At 74.8% G+C, this 20,842-nt stretch carries 17 protein-coding genes; 11 read left to right on the top strand and 6 right to left on the bottom strand.

Annotated features, from left to right (window positions below; translation table 11 throughout):
- The first annotated feature begins 81 nt into the window (after positions 1 to 81).
- The 3 genes from IEY37_RS13560 to IEY37_RS13550 are packed head-to-tail and all read left to right on the top strand — an operon-like array spanning position 82 to position 1,789.
- Positions 82 to 537, top strand: a complete 456-nt coding sequence (locus tag IEY37_RS13560; protein WP_188942239.1) for a YbaB/EbfC family nucleoid-associated protein — start codon at positions 82 to 84, stop codon at positions 535 to 537.
- Positions 538 to 543: 6 nt separating this feature from the next.
- On the top strand, positions 544 to 1,146 hold the full coding sequence (recR, locus tag IEY37_RS13555; RefSeq protein ID WP_188942237.1) for a recombination mediator RecR: 603 nt from the start codon (positions 544 to 546) through the stop codon (positions 1,144 to 1,146).
- Between the two features lie 34 nt (positions 1,147 to 1,180).
- Positions 1,181 to 1,789 (top strand): uridine kinase family protein, encoded by a 609-nt coding sequence (locus IEY37_RS13550; RefSeq protein WP_229674396.1) that lies wholly within the window; start codon positions 1,181 to 1,183, stop codon positions 1,787 to 1,789.
- Positions 1,790 to 1,995: 206 nt separating this feature from the next.
- On the opposite strand, the gene IEY37_RS22165 is transcribed toward IEY37_RS13550, so the two are convergent.
- A complete protein-coding gene (locus IEY37_RS22165) occupies positions 1,996 to 2,355 on the bottom strand; it encodes a hypothetical protein (protein ID WP_229674395.1) in 360 nt (119 codons plus the stop codon).
- Here IEY37_RS22165 and IEY37_RS13545 point away from each other — a divergent pair.
- The 5 genes from IEY37_RS13545 to IEY37_RS13525 all read left to right on the top strand — a co-directional run bounded on the left by IEY37_RS13545 (position 2,333) and on the right by IEY37_RS13525 (position 8,437).
- Positions 2,333 to 3,847: an ABC transporter substrate-binding protein gene (locus tag IEY37_RS13545; protein WP_229674394.1), complete on the top strand. Its 1,515-nt coding sequence runs from the start codon at positions 2,333 to 2,335 to the stop codon at positions 3,845 to 3,847. The two genes, IEY37_RS22165 and IEY37_RS13545, sit on opposite strands and share 23 nt — an antisense overlap.
- A 165-nt stretch (positions 3,848 to 4,012) precedes the next feature.
- A complete protein-coding gene (locus IEY37_RS13540; RefSeq protein ID WP_188942235.1) occupies positions 4,013 to 5,023 on the top strand; it encodes an ABC transporter permease in 1,011 nt (336 codons plus the stop codon).
- The gene (locus IEY37_RS13535; RefSeq protein WP_188942234.1) at positions 5,023 to 6,054 is read left to right on the top strand and encodes an ABC transporter permease; all 1,032 of its coding nucleotides are present in this window, start codon (positions 5,023 to 5,025) and stop codon (positions 6,052 to 6,054) included. Before IEY37_RS13540 ends, IEY37_RS13535 begins: the two co-directional genes overlap by 1 nt.
- Before the next feature lie 92 nt (positions 6,055 to 6,146).
- Positions 6,147 to 7,238, top strand: coding sequence for an ABC transporter ATP-binding protein (locus IEY37_RS13530; protein ID WP_188942441.1), 1,092 nt, complete (start codon positions 6,147 to 6,149; stop codon positions 7,236 to 7,238).
- A gap of 146 nt (positions 7,239 to 7,384) precedes the next feature.
- Positions 7,385 to 8,437, top strand: coding sequence for an ABC transporter ATP-binding protein (locus IEY37_RS13525; protein ID WP_188942439.1), 1,053 nt, complete (start codon positions 7,385 to 7,387; stop codon positions 8,435 to 8,437).
- Positions 8,438 to 8,456: 19 nt separating this feature from the next.
- On the opposite strand, the gene IEY37_RS13520 is transcribed toward IEY37_RS13525, so the two are convergent.
- Positions 8,457 to 8,996 (bottom strand): TetR/AcrR family transcriptional regulator, encoded by a 540-nt coding sequence (locus IEY37_RS13520; RefSeq protein ID WP_188942233.1) that lies wholly within the window; start codon positions 8,994 to 8,996, stop codon positions 8,457 to 8,459.
- Positions 8,997 to 9,157: 161 nt separating this feature from the next.
- Here IEY37_RS13520 and IEY37_RS13515 point away from each other — a divergent pair, with 161 nt between their 5' ends.
- Positions 9,158 to 10,510, top strand: a complete 1,353-nt coding sequence (locus IEY37_RS13515; RefSeq protein ID WP_188942232.1) for an MFS transporter — start codon at positions 9,158 to 9,160, stop codon at positions 10,508 to 10,510.
- 57 nt (positions 10,511 to 10,567) lie between these two features.
- Here IEY37_RS13515 and IEY37_RS13510 read toward each other — a convergent pair whose 3' ends face one another.
- Both IEY37_RS13510 and IEY37_RS13505 read right to left on the bottom strand, forming a co-directional pair.
- Positions 10,568 to 11,626 (bottom strand): PHP domain-containing protein, encoded by a 1,059-nt coding sequence (locus IEY37_RS13510; RefSeq protein WP_188942231.1) that lies wholly within the window; start codon positions 11,624 to 11,626, stop codon positions 10,568 to 10,570.
- A gap of 42 nt (positions 11,627 to 11,668) precedes the next feature.
- The gene (locus IEY37_RS13505) at positions 11,669 to 12,796 is read right to left on the bottom strand and encodes a hypothetical protein (protein ID WP_188942230.1); all 1,128 of its coding nucleotides are present in this window, start codon (positions 12,794 to 12,796) and stop codon (positions 11,669 to 11,671) included.
- A 354-nt stretch (positions 12,797 to 13,150) separates the two neighbouring features.
- Here IEY37_RS13505 and IEY37_RS13500 point away from each other — a divergent pair, with 354 nt between their 5' ends.
- Together IEY37_RS13500 and IEY37_RS13495 are read left to right on the top strand one after the other, a co-directional pair.
- On the top strand, positions 13,151 to 14,044 hold the full coding sequence (locus IEY37_RS13500; protein WP_188942228.1) for an oxygenase MpaB family protein: 894 nt from the start codon (positions 13,151 to 13,153) through the stop codon (positions 14,042 to 14,044).
- 157 nt (positions 14,045 to 14,201) lie between these two features.
- Complete coding sequence (locus IEY37_RS13495) at positions 14,202 to 14,954, top strand: SDR family NAD(P)-dependent oxidoreductase (RefSeq protein WP_229674391.1); 753 nt, start codon at positions 14,202 to 14,204, stop codon at positions 14,952 to 14,954.
- A gap of 33 nt (positions 14,955 to 14,987) precedes the next feature.
- On the opposite strand, the gene IEY37_RS13490 is transcribed toward IEY37_RS13495, so the two are convergent.
- The gene (locus IEY37_RS13490) at positions 14,988 to 18,644 is read right to left on the bottom strand and encodes a S8 family serine peptidase (protein WP_229674425.1); all 3,657 of its coding nucleotides are present in this window, start codon (positions 18,642 to 18,644) and stop codon (positions 14,988 to 14,990) included.
- A 310-nt stretch (positions 18,645 to 18,954) separates the two neighbouring features.
- Positions 18,955 to 20,745 (bottom strand): 2-isopropylmalate synthase, encoded by a 1,791-nt coding sequence (gene leuA / locus IEY37_RS13485; protein WP_188942222.1) that lies wholly within the window; start codon positions 20,743 to 20,745, stop codon positions 18,955 to 18,957.
- Positions 20,746 to 20,842 lie beyond the last annotated feature (97 nt).

Raw genomic sequence — 20,842 nt, 5'->3', positions numbered from 1 at the left:
GCGGCCCGGCGGTCAGGACGGGCTGTCGGGCCCGGCCACTACCCTGGACGACCTGGAGGCACCTGCCTCGGAGGGAGCACCATGCAACCAGGAATCCCCGACCTGCGGCGGATCGTCCTCAAGGCCCAGCAGATGCAGGCCGAGGTCGAACGGACGCAGGCCGCGCTGGCCGACGCCGAGGTGACCGGCCACGCGGGCGGGGGCCTGGTCACCGCCACCGTCAGCGGCGAGGGCGAGCTGCGGCAGGTCCGGATCGACCCGTCGGTGGTTGATCCGTCGGACGTCGAGACGCTGGGCGACCTGGTGGTGGCGGCGGTCCGGGACGCCACCCGGCAGGCCGCCGAGCTGCGGGAGGACGCCATGGGCGCCGTCACCGGCGACCTGGCCGGCGAGTTCGACCTGTCCGCGCTGGGCCTGCCCGGCTTCGGGCCCGGGCCGGGCGGTGTCGTCGACGCGTCGCCGGCGGTCCCGGACACCGGGACGCCCGACGACCGGCCGGGCGCCGGGCCGGACACCGGCCGGGCCGGCGGGGCCTGACCGCAGGTGTACGAGGGCCCCGTCCAGGACCTGATCGACGAGCTCGGCCGGTTGCCCGGGATCGGGCCGAAGTCCGCGCAGCGGCTGGCCTTCCACCTGCTCACGACGGACGCCGCGGACATCACCCGGCTGCAGCAGGCGCTGCAGCGGGTCAAGGACGAGGTGCGGTTCTGCATCGAGTGCGGCAACGTCGCCGAGGGCGAGCTGTGCCGCATCTGCGCCGACCCGCGGCGGGACGCCGCCTCGATCTGCGTGGTGGAGGAGCCCAAGGACGTCGCCGCGGTGGAGCGGACCCGCGAGTTCCGCGGCCGCTACCACGTGCTCGGCGGCGCGATCTCGCCGATCGACGGCATCGGCCCGGACCAGCTGCGGATCGCGCCGCTGCTCCGCCGGATCGCCGAACCCGGCGTCCGCGAGGTCATCCTCGCCATGGACCCGAATCTCGAGGGCGAGGCGACCGCCACCTACCTGGTGCGGTTGCTCCGCACCTTCCCCGACCTGTCGGTGACCCGGCTGGCCAGCGGCCTGCCCGTCGGCGGCGACCTCGAGTACGCCGACGAGGTCACCCTGGGCCGGGCGTTCTCCGGCCGCCGTGCCGTCGACGCCTGACGCCCGGCCTCCGGAGGCGCACCGCCCGGCGGGCGTGGACCGCGGGCCCGGTGCGGTCGACCGTGTCGCCGCCGCCACCCTCGACCTGCTCGCCCGGCGGCCGGCCGGGCTGGGGCCGGTCCGGCTGGTCTGCGTGGACGGACCCAGCGGCTCCGGCAAGACCACCTTCGCCCGGCGGCTGGTACACCGCGCCCGGTCGGCCGACCGGACCCGGGTCGTGCGGCGGGTCGGTACCGACGCGCTGGCGACGTGGGCTTGCCCGTTCGACTGGTGGGACCGCCTCGAACAGCAGCTGTTCGAGCCGCTCGCGGCCGGCCGGCCGGGACGGCTGGTGGTCAACGAGTGGGTCGACGGCGTCCCCCGGCCCGGCCGCCCCCTGGTGGTGCCGGTCCCCGACGTGCTCGTGCTGGAGGGCGTCTCGGCCGGGCGCCGCGCCGTCGCCGGCCGGGCCGGCGTCCTGGTGTGGGTGGAGGTGCCGGACGCCGCCCGGCGGCTGGACCGGGCCGTCGCCCGCGACGGCGAGCAGCTGCGGGGCGAGCTCGCCCGCTGGCAGCGCGCCGAGGCCGGACACTTCGCCGGCGAGGACACCGCTGCACGCGCGGATCTCCGGCTCGACCCGACCGGCGACGCAGATCCTGCGTGACCGGTCGCCGGCCGGCGGCACCCGGTGCGGAACCGGCCGGAAATGCGGCGGTCATCTGTCCGGGTGAGGATCTCGGCTGTCCCCGTCCGCGGACGGGACGGTAACGATGCGGTCAAGGTTGTGGGCAGCCGCCGCAGGGGCGCTCTAGGTTCCTCGGATGCCGTACCGGAGCGGGAGGCGCGCCTGCCGTTCCGGGTCCTCCCAGCTCAGGCGAAAGGTCGATGCAGATTGAGGTACGGACGCACGCGCTCCAGAGCGCTCCAGGCGGGCCTGGCCGCGGCGGTGGCCGTGACGCTGGCCGCCTGCGCCAACTCCAACCGTGACCAGAACAGCAGCTCGTCGTCCTCGAGCCAGACCGGCGGCGCCGCCACCGGCGCGACCGGCGCCACCAGCTCCGCGGACACCGGTGCGGCGCCGTCGTCGGGCGGGTCGACGTCGTCCGGCGGCGCGGCGACCGGCTCCTCCGGGTCTGCCACCAGCAGCGGCGGCGGGGGCGGCGAGACCGACGGGACGTTCATCTTCGGCGCCGCCGGCGCCCCGAGCATGTTCGACCCGCTGTACGCCACCGACGGCGAGACGTTCCGGATCACCCGGCAGATGACCGAGGGCCTGGTCACCTTCAAGCCGGGCACGGCGGACGTCGAGCCGGCGCTCGCCGAGTCGTGGACGACCAGCAAGGACGGCCTGACCTGGGACTTCAAGGTCCGGTCGGGTGTCACGTTCAGCGACGGCACGCCGCTGGACGCCAAGGCGGTCTGCTTCAACCTGGACCGCATGTACTCCCAGACCGGTGCCGGCGCGACACAGGCGCAGTACTGGTCGGACACCATGGGCGGCTTCAAGGGCGACACCAAGACCCCGTCGGTCTACAAGTCCTGCACCGCCAAGGGCGCGTCGGACGCGGTCGTCACGCTGACCCGGTTCACGTCGAAGTTCCCGGCCATCCTCGGGTTGCCGTCGTTCTCGATCCAGTCGCCCACCGCGCTGGCCAAGTACGACGCCAACGACGTCAAGGCCGAGGGCGACTCGTTCGTCTACCCGGCGTACGCCACCGACCACCCCACCGGGACCGGTCCGTTCGTGCTGACCAAGTACGACAAGGACAACAACACCGTCACGCTCACCCGGAACGAGAACTACTGGGGGGAGAAGGCCAAGTCGAAGACCTTGATCTTCAAGATCATCCCGGACGAGACGGCGCGCAAGCAGGAGCTGCAGGCGGGCACCATCGACGGCTACGACCTGCCCAACCCGGCGGACTGGGACGACCTGAAGAGCGCCGGGTTCGACGTGCTGGTCCGCCCGGCGTTCAACATCCTGTACCTGGGCTTCGACCAGAAGAATCACCCGGCGCTGCGGGACCTCAAGGTCCGGCAGGCCATCGCGTACGCCCTCAACCGCGAGCAGTTCGTCAGCTCGCAGCTGCCCGAGGGTGCGAAGGTGGCCGAGGAGTTCTACCCGGACACGGTCGACGGGTACACCCCGGACGTCACCAAGTACCCGTACGACCCGGACAAGGCCAAGCAGCTGCTCGCCGAGGCGGGCGCCAGCAACCTCACCCTGAACTTCTGGTGGCCCACCGAGGTCTCGCGGCCGTACATGCCGGACCCCAAGGCCGTCTTCACCGCGTTCAAGGCGGACCTGGAGGCCGTCGGCATCAAGGTCAACGAGTCGTCCAAGCCGTGGAACGGCGGCTACCTCGACGGCGTCGACGCCCGCAAGCCGGACCTGTTCCTGCTCGGCTGGACCGGCGACTACAACACCCCGGACAACTTCATCGGGACGTTCTTCAGCGACCCGACGAGCCGGTTCTCCACGGAGAACGCGCCGTGGGGTGCCACGCTGTCCAAGGCGCTGGCGGCGGCGGACTCCGAGCCGGACGACGCCAAGCGCAACGCCGAGTACGTCGCGCTGAACAAGCAGCTGCTCGGCGAGTACCTGCCGGCGGTGCCGATCTCGCACTCGCCGCCGGCCATCGTGGTCTCGTCCAAGGTGCAGGGCTTGGTGCCCAGCCCGCTGACGGACGAGAAGTTCGCCCCGGTGTCCAAGACGTCCTGACGCCGTCGGCCGGGCGGGCGGGGACCGCGGGTCCCCGCCCACCCGGCCGGACGGGCCGCGGCCTCCGCGCCCGGCCCGTACAACCCGTCCGTCCCGCCGCCCGGCGCGGTCCGCCCGTCCTCGGCGGCCGCGCCGGCGGCGGCCCGACCCTGGGGGTGAGCCGGTGTGCTGAGGTACACGGTCCGCCGGCTGCTGCAGCTGGTCCTGGTGCTCGTCGTGCTGTCGCTGCTGCTGTTCCTCTGGCTGCGCAGCCTGCCGGGCGGTCCCGTCACCGCGATGCTCGGTGACCGCTCCACGCCGGACAAGCGTGCGGAGCTGACGTCGGTGCTCGGCCTGGACCAGCCGTTGATGGTGCAGTACGGCAAGTTCCTCGGCCGGGTGGCGCACGGCAACTTCGGCCAGTCCACCGGCGTCGCGCCCGGCGACAGCGCGATCGGGGTGTTCGCCGACCGCTTCCCGGCCACCGTCGAGCTGGCCATCGGCGCCCTGCTGTTCGCCCTGGTCTTCGGCATCCCGCTGGGCTACCTGGCCGCCCGGCGCCGCGGCGGCTGGCTGGACAACGCCGGCGTGGTCACGTCGCTGCTCGGCGTCGCCGTGCCGGTGTTCTTCCTGGCCTTCCTGCTCAAGTACATCTTCGCGGTGAAGCTCGGCTGGCTCCCGCCGTCCGGCCGGCAGTCGCCGGACATCGACGCCACCCGGGTCACCGGGTTCTTCGTCCTCGACGGGCTGCTGACCCGGGAGTGGGACGCCTCCTGGGACGCCGTGAAACACCTGATCCTGCCGTCCATCGCGCTCGGCACCATCCCGTTCGCGGTCATCTTCCGGATCACCCGGTCCTCGGTGCTCGACGTGCAGAACGAGGACTTCATCCGGACCGCGGAGGCCAAGGGCCTGACCAACCGCACCATCCGCAGCCGGCACATCCTGCGCAACGCCCTGCTGCCGGTGGTCACGGTGACCGGGCTGCAGGTCGGCGCGCTGCTGGCCGGTGCGGTGCTCACCGAGAAGGTGTTCGCCTTCCCCGGCCTGGGGGAGGCGCTGTCCATCGCCTTCACCAAGAAGGACTACCCCGTGCTGCAGGTGTTGATCCTGGCCTCCGCGACCACGTTCGTGCTGGTCAACATGCTCGTCGACCTGTCGTACGCGGTCATCGACCCGCGGATCAGGACCAGCTGATGACCGACGGCACGTCCGCCCTGCCGGGGTCCGGGCGGCTGCGCCGACCGGGCGCCGCCCGCAAGGCCCGCATCGACCGGTTGGCCACCGTCGGCGGCCGGTCCGGGGCACCGGGGGCACCGGGCACCCCGGCCGCGACCGACGAGGACACCGCGGACGTCGGCGTCTCGCTGCTGCGCGACGCCTGGCGGCGGCTGCGGGTGACACCGGTGTTCTGGGTCGGCGCGGTGATCATCGCGCTGTTCGTGCTGCTGGCCGTCGTGGCGCCGTGGATCGCCCCGCACGACCCGGGCGCCCAGCTGCTCATCGGCCAGACGTCGAGGGCCCGCAACTCCATCGCGCCGCCGCAGGCCGGCTACCCGCTCGGCGGCGACACCTTCGGCCGGGACCTGTTCTCCCGGCTGATCCTGGGCAGCCGGCAGACCCTGCTGGTCGGCGTCTTCGCCACCCTGATCGGCCTGGCCGGCGGGCTGGTCCTCGGCGTGCTGGCCGGCGCCTTCGGCGGGTGGGCGGACACCGTCGTCATGCGGATCGTCGACGTCATGCTGTCGATCCCGTCGCTGCTGCTGGCCATCTCGATCGCGGTGCTCTTCACCAACCCCAACCTGACGAGCGTGATCATCGCGGTGTCGGTGGTGCAGATACCGGTCTTCGCCCGGCTGCTGCGCGGGCAGATGCTGGCCCAGCGCGGGTCCGACCACGTGCTCGCCGCCCGCGCGCTCGGCGTGCGCAGGGCGCCCATCGTGTTCCGGCACATGCTGCCCAACTCGCTGTCCCCGGTGATCGTCCAGGCCACGCTGGTGGTGGCGACGTCGATCATCGACGCCGCCGCGCTGTCCTTCCTCGGCCTGGGCTCGCAGGACACCGCGAGTCCGGAGTGGGGGCAGATGCTCGGCGAGGCCCAGGACCGGATCGACTCCCACCCTGGGCTGGCGTTCTGGCCGGCGGGCTGCATCATCGTCGTCGCCCTGGGCTTCACCCTGCTCGGCGAGTCCCTGCGCGAGGCCCTCGACCCCAAGAACCGGCGGTGACCACGGTGACCCGGACTTCTTCCGCGGCGACCCCCGACCTGTTCGCCGGCCCCGGTGCGCCGGGGTCCTCCGGCAGCCGCGGCGCCGGACCGTTGCTGTCCGTGCAGGACCTGCACGTGCAGTTCCGTCGGCGCGGCGTCGAGCCGTTCGACGCGGTCGACGGGGTGAGCTTCGACGTCGCGCCCGGGCAGACGGTCGGCCTGGTCGGCGAGTCCGGCTGCGGCAAGTCGGTGACCTCGCTGGCCATCATGCGGCTGCTCGCCGGGCGGACCACCCGGGTCACCGGACGGGTCGACTTCGAGGGCACCGACCTGCTGTCGCTGTCCCGCGGCGAGATGCGGGACCGGCGCGGCCGGGACCTGGCGATGATCTTCCAGGACCCGCTGTCCAGCCTGAACCCGGTCGTGCCGCTGGGCGTCCAGGTCGGCGAGGTGCTGCAGCGGCACCGCGGCATGCGGCGCTCGGCCGCCCTGCGCGAGGCGGCGGACCTGCTCGACCAGGTCGGCATCCCCGATCCCGGGCGGCGGATCAAGGAGTACGCCCACCAGCTGTCCGGCGGCATGCGGCAACGGGCGCTCATCGCCATGGCGCTGGCCTGCCGGCCGCGGCTGCTGATCGCCGACGAGCCGACCACGGCGCTGGACGTCACCATCCAGGCGCAGATCCTGTCCCTGCTGCGCAGCCTGGTCAGCGACCACGGCACCGCGTTGATCATGATCACCCACGACCTCGGCGTCGTCGCCGGGCTCTGCGACGAGGTCAACGTGCTCTACGCGGGACGGGTGGTGGAGCGGGCCGAGCGGCACGAGCTCTTCGAGCGGCCGGCGCATCCCTACACACACGGGCTGCTGGCCTCGATCCCGCGGCTCGACGCCGCGGCGGGGGAGCGGCTGACGCCCATCCGCGGGTCGGTGTCCGACAACATCCCGTGGACCCACGGCTGCGCGTTCGCACCGCGGTGCGAGCGGGAGATCGACACCTGCCGGCAGCGGACCCCGGAGCTGGTGCCGCACGACGAGCGCCGCGGCGACCACCTGCTGCGGTGCCACAACTCGGTGCCGCTGGACCAGGTGGTGGCCGAGGGCCTGGCCGGGCCCGGGCACGTCGCCAGGGCGGGGCACGAGGCGGCTGTCCTGGACCGGGCGGCGACCGGTCCGGCCGACACCGCGGGCGGGACCCGGTGAGCCAGGCCGGCGGGCTCGACCCGCTGCAGGCCGCAGGCGTCCACCAGCCCGAGCGGGTCTTCTCCGGCTCCGTCGACGGCGGCGTGCTGCACCAGGCGGAGGAGCACGGGGCGCAGGAGGCTGTGCCGGCGGGGCCGGCGCGGGAGCTGTCCGCCGCCACCGCGGACGCCGACGTGCTGCTCGAGGTCGACGACCTCAAGGTGCACTTCCCGATCCGGCGCGGCGTGCTGGTCGACCGCACGGTCGGCTACGTCTACGCCGTCGACGGGGTGTCGCTGGCGGTCAAGCGGGGCGAGACGTACGGGCTGGTCGGCGAGTCCGGCTGCGGCAAGTCGACGCTGGGCCGGGGCATCCTGCGGCTGGTGGAGCCGACGTCCGGCTCGGTGCGCTTCGACGGGCAGGACATCGCCCCGCTCCAGGGCGAGGAGCTGCGCCGGTCCCGCAGGCGGATGCAGATGGTGTTCCAGGACCCGCTCTCGTCCCTGGACCCCCGGCAGTCGGTGCAGTCGATCCTCGTCGAGGGCATGCGGGCGCACGGCCTCGCGGACTCCACCACCGCCGTCGCGGCCCGGCTGCGCGAGTTGCTCGACGCGGTCGGGCTGCCGGCCAGCTCGCTGCGCAAGTTCCCGCACGAGTTCTCCGGGGGCCAGCGGCAGCGGATCGGCATCGCCAGGGCGCTGACGGTCGACCCCGAGCTGATCGTCGCGGACGAGCCGGTGTCGGCGCTGGACGTCTCGGTGCAGGCGCAGGTGGTCAACCTGCTGGAGGACCTGCAGGCGCGGCTCGGCCTGACGTACATCGTCATCGCACACGACCTGGCCGTGGTGCGGCACATCTCCGACCGCGTCGGCGTCATGTACCTGGGGTCGCTGGTCGAGGAGGCGCCGTCGGAGCAGCTCTACGCCGACCCGCTGCACCCCTACAGCCGGGCCCTGCTGTCCGCCGTCCCGGTGCCCGACCCGGCGGTCGAGGACCGCCGCGAGCGGATCCTGCTGACCGGCGACCTGCCGTCGCCGGCGAACCCGCCGGCCGGTTGCCGGTTCCACACCCGCTGCCCGTGGCGCCAGCCGACGCGCTGCGACACCGAGCGCCCGGTGCTGCTCGAGACGCGGCCGGGACACCGCGTCGCCTGCCACTGGGCCGACGAGATCGCCTCCGGCGCGCTGCAGCCGCGGGCTGAGAGCGTCGACGTGCTCTGAGCGCGGGGCGGTCGGCCGGTCAGCCGTCGGCCAGCAACCGGTCGAACACCTGCGCCAGCACGGCGGGGTCGACGGGCGGCAGACCCGCGAGCGCCGCCAGGTACAGCCCGTACCCGACCAGGCGGATGGTCTCGGCGCGGACCGGGTCGGTGACGGCCGCCCGCATCGGCTCCTCCCAGACCCGGAAGATGTCCGCGAGCAGCGCGGCGGCCTCCCGGTCGGCCGCCGCCGTGTCGCCGCTCTGCCCGGTGCGCACGGCCGCGATCAGCGAGGTGAAGAACCCGGGCTCGTCCGGCGCGGTGGGCTCGGAGTACTCCAGGAAGCCGCGGGCGGCGCCCGCGCGCTGCGTCACCTCGGCCATCTCGCGGACCACGGTGTCCCGGACCGCGGCGAGCAGGCCCAGGTACAGGGCCGACTTGGACGGGAAGTGGTACAGCAGGCCGCCCTTGGACACGCCGGCCCGGGCCGCCACCGCGTCGAGGGTGACCGCATCGGTGCCGCCCTCCGCGAGCAGGTCGCGCAGGGCCCGGAGAATCCGGTCGCGCGTGTCACCGGCCATGGAATAAACTGTACCGGCTGGACGGTTTACAGCATGTGTCGCGACGTGACGAGCAGGTGACGCCTGCCGCCGGACGGGTCTCCGCCGGCCTCACCCCGACCCCCGTCACGACGGCCGCCGTCGACGTGCCGGGCCACGGCGTCCGTGTCGAGGTGGAGGAGATGAGAGCGGTGTTCGGCCCGTACCTGCAGGTGTTGCGTCGCCCGGGAGCGGCCCGGTTCTCGGCCGCCGGCCTGCTGGCCCGCCTGCAGCTGTCGATGGCGGGCCTCGGAGCCGTCCTGCTGCTGTCGGTCGAGCGCGGCTCCTACGCCGTCGCCGGCACCGTCTCGGCCATCTACGCGCTGTCCGCGGCCGCCATCGGCCCGCAGCTGTCCCGGTTGATCGACGTCCACGGCCAGCGCCGGGTGGTGCCGTGGCAGCTGTCCGTGCACGTCCCGGCCGTCGTCGCGATGGTCCTGGTCGCCGTGCTGACCCCGCTGACCTGGCCGATCTTCGCGCTGGCGCTGGTCGCCGGCGCCGCCCAGCCCAGCATCGGCTCGCTGGTGCGGACCCGCTGGTCCGCGCAGCTGACCGGATCGCCGCAGCTGCGCACGGCCTTCGCCTGGGAGTCGCTGCTGGACGAGGTGGTGTTCATCGTCGGGCCCCCGCTGGCCACCGTCGCCGCGCTGCAGCTGTTCCCGGCGGCCGCGCTGCTGCTGGGCTCGGTCCTGCTCACGACCGGCACCATCCTGCTGCTGTCGCAGCGGCGCACCGAGCCGATCCCGTCGGGCCGAGCCCGCGCCAAGGGCGGCCGGCCGGCGATCCTGCTGCCCGGCGTGGCCGGGGTGACGGCCATCTTCGTGCTGCTCGGAGGCATCTTCGGCTCGTTCGAGGTGACCACCGTCGCCTACGCCAAGGAGGCCGGCGTCGGTGGGGTGGCCGGGTTGCTGCTCGCGCTGTACGCGGCGGGCTCGCTGTTCGGCGGACTGGTGTTCGGCGTGCTGTCGCTGCGCGCCTCGCTGCTGCGGCAGTTCGTCACCGGCACCCTGGCGCTGGCCGTGGTGACGTTGCCGATGCCGTTCCTGGGCACGGTCACGCTCGTCGGTGTCGGGCTGTTCGTGGCCGGGCTGGCGTGCTCGCCGGTGCTGATCACCGGCACGGCGCTGGTCGAGGAGATCGTGCCGGGTCACCGGTTGACCGAGGCCATCTCGTGGACCAACTCGGGCATGGCCGTCGGCATCGCCGTCGCCACCCCGCTGGCCGGTACGGTGATCGACGCGGCCGGTGCCTCCACGTCCTACTGGGTCACCTCGGGCAGCGCGCTGGCGTGTGCCGCCATCGCGCTGGTGGTGCTCGGTTCGCTCCGGCGGGCGGCGTCCGCGGCGTCCCGGCGTCCGGCGCGGCAGCCGTCCCTGGTCCTGGACCGGCCGGCCGGCGGCACCACCGCCGACACCGCCGGGACCGGCGAGGTGATCCCGGCGCTGGCCGACGTCCCGGCCGCGGTGTCCGCGGCGGAACCGGCGGGTTCCCGCTGACCCGCACCGGACGGCGCCGGCCGCGCCGTCCGGTGCGTCGTGGTGTCGTCGCTGCCGTCAGGCGCCGGCGGCGCCCGGCGGGTTCCCGCGGTCCCGGTGGGTCCACTCCAGGAGGCGCTCCACCGGCCAGGTGTTGACGATCCGGTCCACCGGCACGCCGCACTCCTGCGCGCGCTCGCACCCGAAGAGCTGCCAGTCGAGCTGCCCGGGGGCGTGCGCGTCGGTGTCGATGCTGAACAGGCAGCCGGCCTCGACGGCCTGCCGCAGCAGCCGCAGCGGGGGGTCCAGCCGCTCCGGCCGGCTGTTGATCTCCACCGCCACCCCGCGCTCGGCGCAGGCGGCGAAGACGGCGGCGGCGTCGAACACGCTCTCCGGCCGTCGATCCGGCCGTCCGCGGTCCGGGCCGGACGCGACGAGCCGACCGGTGCAGTGCCCGAGCACGTCGGTGTGCGGATCGTTCACCGCAGCCAGCATCCGCTCGGTCATCACCGGCGCCGGCGAGCGCAGCTTGGAGTGCACCGACGCCACCACCAGGTCCAGCCGCCCCAGCAGCTCGTCCTCCTGGTCGAGCGTGCCGTCCTCGTTGATGTCGCACTCGATGCCGCTGAGCACCCGGAGCCCGGGCATCCGGGCGTCGAGCCGGGCCACCAGGTCGAGCTGCCGGCGCAGCCGGTCGGGAGCGAGCCCGTTGGCGACGGTCAGCCGCGGGGAGTGATCGGTCACGGCGACGTACTCGTGCCCGAGCTCGGCGGCCGTCACCACCATCTCCTCGACCGGGCTGCCGCCGTCGGACCAGTCGCTGTGCACGTGCAGGTCGCCGCGCAGCGCCGCCCGCAGCTCCTGCCCGGCCGGCGCGAGCTCGCCGCTGCGGTCCTCGAGATCGACCAGGTACGCCGGGACCTGCCCGGCCAGCGCCTGCTCGATCACCGCGGCGGTCTTCGGGCCGATGCCCTTGACGTCTGCCAGGGACCCGGCCGCCGCCCGACGCTCGAGGTCCCCCGCGGGGAGGCGGGCCGCGGCGAGCGCGGCGCCGCGGAACGCCTTCACCCGGTACGTCGGCGCCTGCTGTCGCTCCAGCAGGAAGGCGATGCGGCGCAGGGCGGCCAGCGGGTCCACCGCAGCAGGGTAGCGGCGGGTGCTCCGTGCGCCCCTGCCGTATCAGCCCACCGGTGCCAGCCAGGCGTGCACGGTGACGGGCGGCCCGGGGATGCGCGACAGCACGGCCTCCAGTTGCGGCGTGTCGACGTCGACCTCGATCGAGGACGACGGCGTGCCCAGCGGCACCTGCCTGCTGCCGAACGCCCACACGCCCAAGGCCTGCCACCGGTCCTCGAGCGCCGAGCGCAGCGCCGCGTGCTGCCGCTGGATCTCGCGGTCGGTGTGCGCCGCCCGCACGACGCACAGGTTGCCGGCGAAGACGGACCGGGCGGCCGCCCGGGCGGGCGCGACGTCCCCGGTGGTGCCGACAACGACGACCTGCACGGCGTCGCTGAGATCCCCGTCGGACCCGGTCGAGTGCCCCTCGGGATAGCCGAGAGCCAGGGCGCCGAAGGCGGGGCCGACGGCCGCGGCGATGCGGTCGATGCCGGGCAACTCCTGCGTGGCACCGCGGGTCCAGCCCCCGGCGGGCGGCCGGCAGGGGACCTCGGTGTCCACGTCCCGCTCCGGCACGTCGTCCGCCGTCGGCGGGCCCTGCTGCTCGACCGCGAGCCCCCGTCCGTCCCATCGGCCCACCAGGTGCGTCCTCGCCCACCGGTGGTCTGCGTTGTGCGAGGCCCCTGCCAGGTGATCCGCGTGCAGCCCGGTCAGCGGGATCGGCCGGTCGCACCGCGGGGTCGGATTCGGCGGGCCGCCCACGATCGCCCCCCCGCCGTCGACGTACGGGCGGCACAGCACCGCGGCCCCTGCCCGATCGATCAGCACCATCCCGGTGACCGCGACCTCGATCGGCGCGGCCGGCGTCCCGAACCGGCCGGGGCTGCCGGTCCCCAGGGCCGTGCCGGCGGTGGCCCGGGTTTCCGGCAGGGTCCCAGCTGCGGTCGTCCCGGCGGTAGCGCCGCGGGACGCGGTGCCGGAGCCCGGCGTGGGCGGGGTCGACGTCCGGGCGGAGGGTGCGGACGGCGGTCGGGGACCGGGGTCGACGGCCCGGTGCGGCTCGTCGGGACGGCCGACGCCGGGCTCGAGGATGCGGACCGCGCTGCCGCCGACCCGCGGAACACCGACTCCCGGGACGCCGGGCCCGCGGACGACGCGCCGGCCGGCCCGCCCGCGCTCGACGGTCCCCATCCGGTGCCCGCTCCGCGCGGTGGTGGCGCGGCGCACCCGACCAGGACGAGGGCTACGGCGACGACCGACGCCGTCGCCAACGGTCTGCGGAAGGACGGGAGGCGGCTCACCGACGGGAGACGCACCGGGCAGCCCTGCGCATTGCGTGCATGGCCGCATCCTCGCACCTGGAGGAGCCGGGCGGCCGGTCCTCGCGACGCCGGCGTCGTCCCGCGCGGAGAGGCCCGGACCGGGGTTCCCGGGCGCGGAGTCCCGGCGGACGCCGATCCGGCGCCGCGGCCGAGGCAGGCCGCTCGGGATCCGGTGGGCTCGCGGCCCGGCCCGGGTGTCGGTGGCCGCACGTACCGTGGACATATGGAACGCTCCGCGTCCGGCGCGCCGCCGGTCACCGTGCGCCCGGTGCCCGCGCCGTCCGGCGACGACGCCCGGGATCCGGGTCTGTTCGGGCCGGGCAGCGTCACCTGGCGGATCCACGGCGACCCGGCCTTCAGCGTGGGCGGGCTGCGCGCGCTGCTGCTGCAGGCGCTGCACCCGCGGGCGATGGCGGCGGTGGCGCAGCAGGGCGGGTTCGCCGCCGACTACTGGGGCCGGCTGACCCGGACGACGGAGTACCTGGCCGCGATCACCTGGGGATCCACCCGGGACGCCGAGCGGGCCGGGGCCCGGGTCCGCGGCATCCACCGCCGGCTCCGCGCCACCGACCCGTTCACCGGCGAGGAGTTCCGGGTCGACGAGCCGGACCTGTTGCTCTGGGTGCACTGCACCGAGGTCGACTCGCTGCTGGACGCCGCCCGTCGCGGCGGGGTCCGGCTGGATCCGGGCGACGCCGACCGCTACCTGGCCGAGCAGGTCCGCGCCGCCGAACTGGTCGGCCTGCCGGCCGGCGACGTGCCCGCCACCGAGGCGGCGCTGGCCGACTACTTCGCCGAGGTCCGTCCCCGGCTGCACCTGCTGCCGGAGGCCGAGCAGGGCGCGCGGGTGCTGCTGGTCCCGCCGATGGCCCGCTGGGTCGAGTTCCTCACCCCGGCGCGGCCGGCGTGGGGCGGCCTCGCCGCCCTGGCGTTCGGGCTGCTGCCCCAGTGGGCCCGGCGGATGTACCGGCTGCCCGGGCTCGGGCTCACCGACGTCGCCGCCACCGCGGCGCTGCGCGCAGTCCGGCGCGGCGCCCTGGTGCTGCCCGCCGGACTCCGCGAGGGCCCGGTCATCCGGGAGGCCAAGGCGCGGCTCGCCGACGACCCGGCAGCCTGACCGCCCGGTCCGGACGGGGCCGGAAGCCCGGGTCGACGCCGCACCTCCGCACCGTCGGGCCGGCGCCGAGGTCCGCACCGGACCCGCTCCCGCCCGCGCCCCCGGCGGGTGGCACGGTGGTCCTCTGCCCGGGACGGCCGGGCCGGGAGGAGTGATCGTGACCGAGTCGTACGGGGCGCCGGTGGCCGTGGTGACCGGCGCCAGCAGCGGGATCGGTGCGGCGACGGCCCGCGGGCTGGCGGCCGCCGGCTACCGGGTGGTGCTCGCCGCGCGACGGGCCGACCGGCTGGCCGCGCTGGCCGAGGAGATCGGCGGCCTCGCGCGGCCGCTGGACGTCACCGACCGTGCCGCGGTCCAGGACTTCGCCGCGTCGCTCGACCGGGTCGACGTGCTGGTCAACAACGCCGGCGGGGCGATCGGCGCGGATCCGGTCGCCACCGGCGACCCGGCGGACTGGCGCGCCATGTACGAGGTCAACGTCCTGGGCGTGCTCCAGGTGACCCAGGCGCTGCTCCCGGCGCTGATCGTGTCCGGGGCCGGCACGGTGGTCGTGCTGTCCTCGACCGCCGGATTCGCGGCGTACGAGGGCGGCGGCGGCTACGTGGCGGCCAAGCACGGCACCCACGCGCTGACCGCGACGCTGCGGCTGGAGCTGTTCGACCAGCCGGTGCGGGTCGTCGAGATCGCACCGGGCATGGTGCGGACCGACGAGTTCAGCCTGAACCGCTTCCACGGCGACGCCGACCGGGCGGCGGCCGTCTACCGCGGTGTCGACGAACCGTTGACCGCCGAGGACGTCGCGGACACCGTCGTCTGGGCGGTCACCCGGCCGGCGCACGTCAACGTCGACCTCCTGGTGCTGCGGCCGCGGGCCCAGGCGGCGCAGCACAAGGTGCACCGCACGTCCTGACCGCCGGGCGGCCGGGACGGGCCGCCCCGCGGTTCAGCCGATCGCGCGCGGCAGCGCCCCGGACACCGCGACGCCGGTGTTGTACCCGGCCTTGCGGCCGACCACCTTCACCGAGAGGCGGTGGCCCACGTCCGCAGGCCGGACCACGTACCGGGAGCCGTGCTGGCCGCCGATGGTGACCCCGTCCCGCAGCCACGAGTAGGCGAACGACGTGCCCGGCGGCGTCCACGGGCCGGGCACCGCGGTCAGCGTGCGCCCGACGACGGGCTTGCCGGACACCGACGGGCGGTGGCCCACGGCCGGCCGGACGGACCGGGTGGTGCGCACGGTGACGATGTCGGCCTGGTCGCCGGTGCGGTTCTGCAGGTGCAGCAGCAGCGCCTGCAGCGTGGCCATCGTGGACCGGTGCACCTGGATGCCGCGGCTGGTGTCGCCCAGCACCAGGGCACCGGCCGGACTGCCGGTCTGGCCGAACCACAGGGCCGGCCGGTAGACGTCGAAGGAGACCGGCGGCGTCTCGTCCACCTCGAGCCCGGACTGCGGGTCCGACGACGAGTACGCCGAGGCCGTCACCACCTGGTAGGTGATCCGGGTCCGCGTGCTGGTGTCGGTGAACCCGAGCCGGGACAGGGACACCGGCAGCACCATCACCCCGGAGTCGAACAGGTTGGCGTCCAGGCCGGTGCCGTTGGCGTCCAGCCGCTGGACGTCCACCAGGTCACCGGTCTCGAAGGTGTAGGTCGCGGCCACCGCGATGTCGGCGGTCCCGTACTTCTGCACCGTGGTGGCGTAGTCGGGCATGTCGTCGCCGTCGACGTCGATGAACACCCACGGGGTGCCGGCGGTGCCGGGACTGGCGGTCGCGCCCCAGGTCTGGATCCCGAACGCCAGCATGCCGGTGGAGCGGCGGCGCTGCAGCGGCGCGGTGCTCACCGCACCGACCGCCTTGAGGTCCAGGCTCCGGGCGGTCTGCACCGCCGACCCCGCGGGGAGGTCGAGCCGCGGGCTGGCGGCACCGAGGACGAACGGCACGACCTGCGAGCGGTAGCGCGCCGGCCCGCTGCCCACCGCGAGCGTGCTGCCGGTGAGCCGCAGCAGCGTCGTGGCGGCCGACTCGTTCGGGAAGGTGACGGGTGTCCCGTGCATCTGCGAGTACGGCTGCGGGACGGCGACCACGGACAGCCGCAGGGGCGGGGTGGCGGCGGTGGACGGCGCCGTCGGGGTCAGCGTGACCACGCCGGTGGCCGCGGTGACGTAGTCCCGCGCGACGCCCTCCTGCACGGCCTGCTGCGTCGGGTCGATGGTGCGCCGCAGCCCGGCCTGGGACGGGATGCGCAGCACCACCCGGACGGCCGCCGTGCCGCGCGCCGGGACGTCGATCACCGAGCGGTCCAGCCGGATCTCCACCCCCGGGACCACCACGCGGGGCGAGTACCGCACGACGTAGCGCTGGGCGGTGCTGCCGGTGTTGCGCACGGTCAGCGTCCGCACCTGCTCGACGCGGCTGGTGCCGACCGGGACGATGCCGAACGACGCGGTGACCAGCGCCCCGTCGACCGGCGAGGCGACGGTGACGGTGTCGCGCACCGCGGCCAGCGCGTCGACCAGCCCGGTGCCCTGGCGCAGCGGCCCGTAGCTGTGTCCCGCGGCGTCGTGCAGGTCGCGGGACGCGGTGTTCATCACGACGGTCTTGATCTGCAGCGGACCCCAGTCAGGATGGGCCTGCCGGACGAGCGCCGCGATGCCGGCGACGTGCGGGGTGGCCATCGAGGTGCCGCTCATCCGCAGCGACCCGGTGCCCGATCCGGACGCCGCCGACGTGATGTCCACGCCGGGCGCGGCCACGTCCGGCTTGACGATGCCGGCGTAGGAGCCGTGGGTGCCGCGCGACGAGAAGTCCGCGAGCGTGTCGGTGGCGGTGGGGTCGCCGGCGTCGACGGCGTTCCGCAGGTCGTCGCGGAACGACACCCGCAACGTCCCGGCCGTCGCGGCGGGCCGGAGCGCGACGGCGCTGCGCCGGGTCAGCTCGGCGCCGGGCAACGTCGCGGTGCCGGAGATGCCGTAGTCGGGGTTGTCGGCGGTGCCGGCCAGCAGCACGCCGACCGCGCCGGCGCTGCGGGCGTTGGCGAAGGCGGTGGCCGACGGGCAGGCCGGGGCGGCGTCGTCGTAGGTCAACCAGGCCACCCTGCCGCGCAACCGGGCGCGGTCGGCGGTCGAGAAGGCCGAGCAACCCGTGGGGTTCGCCGCGGGGACGGCGACCGGGGCGTCGACCGCCAGCGGGGCGACCCAGTCGGTGGAGTACTGCGCGGCGTACGGCGAGGCGCCGGCGAGCGCGGCCGGCTCGGTGACGGCGACGCCGTCGAGGCGGCCGGCGCCGCGGTCCGCGGCGGCGACGGTGAGGGCCGCCGCGGCGTTGCCCGGGCTGCCGCCGACATCGGTGACGTCCCCGGCGTTGCCCGCAGCGACCACCGGCAGCACGCCCTGCGCCACGAGGGCGGCCAGCTTGGCGTTGTCCGGGTCGTCCGGCGGGGCGAAGTCCGAGCCCAGGGACATGTTGACGATGTCGATGCGGGTGCCGCGGGTCAGCTGCTGCCCGACCCAGTCCAGGGCCTCGCCGGTCAGGTCGGTCGACCCGCCGTTGTCGCCGAACACCTTGAGGCCGTACAGCCCGGCCTGCGGCGCCGAGCCGGGGCCGATCCGCAGGCCGGCCACGGCGGCGGCGGTGAGCGCGCCGTAGTCGCCGCGGAACGTGGCACCGTCGGCCGTGACGCCGTACCCGGCGAGGGTGCCGGCGACGTGGGTGCCGTGGCCGTTGGCCGACCCGTCGATCGGGTTGGCGTCCGGGCTGGGGATCGGGTCGTAGTCGTCGGCGTCCGGGTCGGCGTTGTACACGGGCCCGGCGAAGTCGGTCCCGCCCTTGAACTTGGCGGCGTCGTACAGCTCCCGGGCAGGCGCGCCGCGGGTGCCGCGGGCCTGGTCGTACTGCGCGCTGGTGCCCGGGCCGCCGAAGTCGACGTGGGTGTAGTCCAGCCCGGTGTCGATGATCGCCACGGACACGCCGCTGCCGGTGCGGCCGGTCTGCCGCCAGGCGTCCAGGGCGCGGCTGTAGACGTCGGACGCCGCGTTCGCCGGCACCGCGCCGCCAGCCGGGGCGGTCACCGGGTCCACCACGTGCTTGCGGACGACCGGTGTCACGCTCACCACGTCGGGCCGGCGGGACAGCGCGTCGACGGCGGCGGCGTCCAGCTGCAGCGCCACGCCGGGCACCGTGTACTCGGTGGTGTAGACCGTGCGCGCGGACGGGTCGACGGAGCGCGCGGCCGCGGCGATGGCGCTGGTCGTCCTGGTCACCGCGGCGGCACGTTGCAGCGCCTGGGTGGAGGTGCGGCGGGTGGTGGGCGCGCCGGCCTTGGCGGCGACGTCGACGGCCAGCGCGCCCGGTCCGGTGGTCCGGACGAAGACCGTGGTGCGCTGCCCGGCCCGACCACCGAACCGGGGTGCCCGGGCCAGCGGCGTGGCGGTGCCCGCCGACGCCGCAGCCGCCGGGGTCCCGGCCGAGGCGGACGGACGGGCCGGGCCCGCCTCCGCGGCCGGCGCGGTCGCCAGCAGCGTCGTCGCGGCCAGCACGGCGCCCAGCGTCGCCGCGGTGCGGACGGACGGGCGGCGGGACGGGCGGCGGGCGGCGGACATCGGGCGCACAGGGCTCCTCGATCGAGTGGGTGGTTCCGGGTGCGGACCGGTGGTGCTGCCCGCCTCGACCGGGGTGGCCGGAATGCCTGATACAGAGGGTAATGGAACGGCTACCCGAGGACCGCGGTTCCGGGCAGCCCGGCGGCGTCGATCCGTGGACGGTCCAGGCAGCGCCGAGGTTGCTGCGCGACCTCCCCTATGCGCGAGCGCGTCTGCCCCAGCACCGTTCTCGGGGCGGGCCCGGTGGCGCCGTCCCGGGTCGCCGCCGTCCCCGGGAGGTCGCGGGCGGCGGCGGCCGGGACGGACGGGGTCAGCCGGCGGTGCGGGCGGCCGCCCGGTTGACCGCCGAGACGATGGCGCGGAGCGAGGCCCGGGCGATCGAGCTGTCGACCCCGACGCCCCAGAGCACCTCCGAGCCGATGGCGCACTCGAGGTACGCCGCGGCGCGCGCATCGCCGCCGGCGGACAGCGCGTGCTCGACGTAGTCCAGGACCCGCACGTCGTAGCCCACCTGGGACAGCACGTCGCAGAACGCGGCGACGGGGCCGTTGCCCGTGCCGCGGAGGACCTGCTCGGTGCCGTCCACGACGATCCGGGCGGCGAGGATGTCGCGCTCGTCCTGCGCCGCGCCGTCGGTGTCCGGCTCGATCCGGGCGCCGACGAACTGCACCGGGCTGGTGCGGTCGAGGTACTCGTCGGCGAAGTGCCGCCACATCGCCGACGGCGACACCTCGCCGCCCTCGCTGTCGGTGTGCGCCTGCACGACCCGCGAGAACTCGATCTGCAACCGGCGGGGCAGGTCCAGCCCGTGCTCGGTCTTCATGATGTACGCGACGCCGCCCTTGCCGGACTGCGAGTTGACCCGGATCACCGCCTCGTAGGAGCGGCCGACGTCCTTGGGGTCGATCGGCAGGTACGGCACCTGCCAGGTGAACCGGTCGACGGGCACGCCCGCGGCGGTGGCGTCCCGGTTCAGGTGGTCGAAGCCCTTCTTGATGGCGTCCTGGTGCGAGCCGGAGAACGCCGTGTACACCAGGTCACCGCCGTAGGGGTGGCGTTCCGGGACGGCCAGCTGGTTGCAGTACTCGACGGTGCGCCGGATCTCGTCGATGTCGGAGAAGTCGATCTGCGGGTCGATGCCCTGGCTGAACATGTTCAAGCCCAGGGTGACCAGGCAGACGTTGCCGGTGCGCTCGCCGTTGCCGAACAGGCAGCCCTCGATCCGGTCGGCGCCCGCCATGTAGCCCAGTTCGGCCGCCGCCACCGCCGTGCCGCGGTCGTTGTGCGGGTGCAGCGACAGCACCAGCGAGTCGCGGCGTTCCAGGTTGCGGTGCATCCACTCGATGGAGTCCGCGTAGACGTTCGGGGTGGCCATCTCGACGGTGGCCGGCAGGTTGACGATCATCGGCCGGTCCGGGGTCGGCTGCCAGATCGCCGACACGGCGTTGCAGACCTCGACCGCGTACTCCAGCTCCGTGCCGGTGTACGACTCCGGCGAGTACTCGAAGCGCCAGTCGGTCTCCGGGTACTTGTCGGCCCAGCGGGCCACCTCCTCGGCGCCGTCGGTGGCGATCCGGCTGATGCCGGCGCGGTCCAGGCCGAACACCACCCGCCGCTGCAGCGTCGAGGTCGAGTTGTACAGGTGCACGACGGCCGAGTGGGAGCCCTCGACGGACTCGAAGGTGCGGGCGATCAGTTCCGGCCGGGCCTGCGTCAGCACCTGGATGCGGACGTCGTCGGGGATCGCGTCCTGCTCGATGATCTCGCGGACGAAGTCGAAGTCGGTCTGGCTGGCGGCGGGGAAGCCGACCTCGATCTCCTTGTAGCCCATGGCGACCAGCAGGTCGAACATGCGTCGCTTGCGGGCCGGCGTCATCGGGTCGATCAGCGCCTGGTTGCCGTCGCGCAGGTCGACGGCGCACCACAGCGGTGCGCGGGTGATCACGGTCGACGGCCAGGTGCGGTCCGGCAGGTCGATCGGGGTGAACGGGGTGTAGCGGCCGAACGGCATCTCGCTGCCGCGCTGGCGGTTCCAGCCGGGCTGCCCCGGCAGCGCCGGGCCTTCGGGACGGCGGATGCGGGAGACGGCGGGGGTGCTCATGGGGATGTCCTGACGGGGAGGGCCGGCGGCGTGTCACGCACGCGGGCGGAGGGTCGACCGGCAGCACACCGTCCCGCGACGGAGGAGCCGGTCCGCT

Origin of the sequence: Nakamurella endophytica (genome assembly GCF_014646215.1) — a bacterium.
Taxonomy (GTDB): domain Bacteria; phylum Actinomycetota; class Actinomycetes; order Mycobacteriales; family Nakamurellaceae; genus Nakamurella; species Nakamurella endophytica.
The sequence above is the reverse complement of the archived record's forward strand: the minus strand, read 5'-3'. Positions and strand labels throughout refer to the sequence as shown.

Excerpts from the sequence above, each read along its gene's own strand:
- IEY37_RS13560 (WP_188942239.1), top strand. The coding sequence starts at position 82 with ATGCAACCAGGAATCCCCGACCTGCGGCGGATCGTCCTCAAGGCCCAG.
- IEY37_RS13545 (WP_229674394.1), top strand. The coding sequence starts at position 2,333 with ATGTTCGACCCGCTGTACGCCACCGACGGCGAGACGTTCCGGATCACC.
- IEY37_RS13535 (WP_188942234.1), top strand. The coding sequence starts at position 5,023 with ATGACCGACGGCACGTCCGCCCTGCCGGGGTCCGGGCGGCTGCGCCGA.
- IEY37_RS13520 (WP_188942233.1), bottom strand. The coding sequence starts at position 8,996 with ATGGCCGGTGACACGCGCGACCGGATTCTCCGGGCCCTGCGCGACCTG.
- IEY37_RS13515 (WP_188942232.1), top strand. The coding sequence starts at position 9,158 with ATGAGAGCGGTGTTCGGCCCGTACCTGCAGGTGTTGCGTCGCCCGGGA.
- IEY37_RS13505 (WP_188942230.1), bottom strand. The coding sequence starts at position 12,796 with ATGGGGACCGTCGAGCGCGGGCGGGCCGGCCGGCGCGTCGTCCGCGGG.
- IEY37_RS13500 (WP_188942228.1), top strand. The coding sequence starts at position 13,151 with ATGGAACGCTCCGCGTCCGGCGCGCCGCCGGTCACCGTGCGCCCGGTG.
- IEY37_RS13490 (WP_229674425.1), bottom strand. The coding sequence starts at position 18,644 with ATGTCCGCCGCCCGCCGCCCGTCCCGCCGCCCGTCCGTCCGCACCGCG.
- leuA (WP_188942222.1), bottom strand. The coding sequence starts at position 20,745 with ATGAGCACCCCCGCCGTCTCCCGCATCCGCCGTCCCGAAGGCCCGGCG.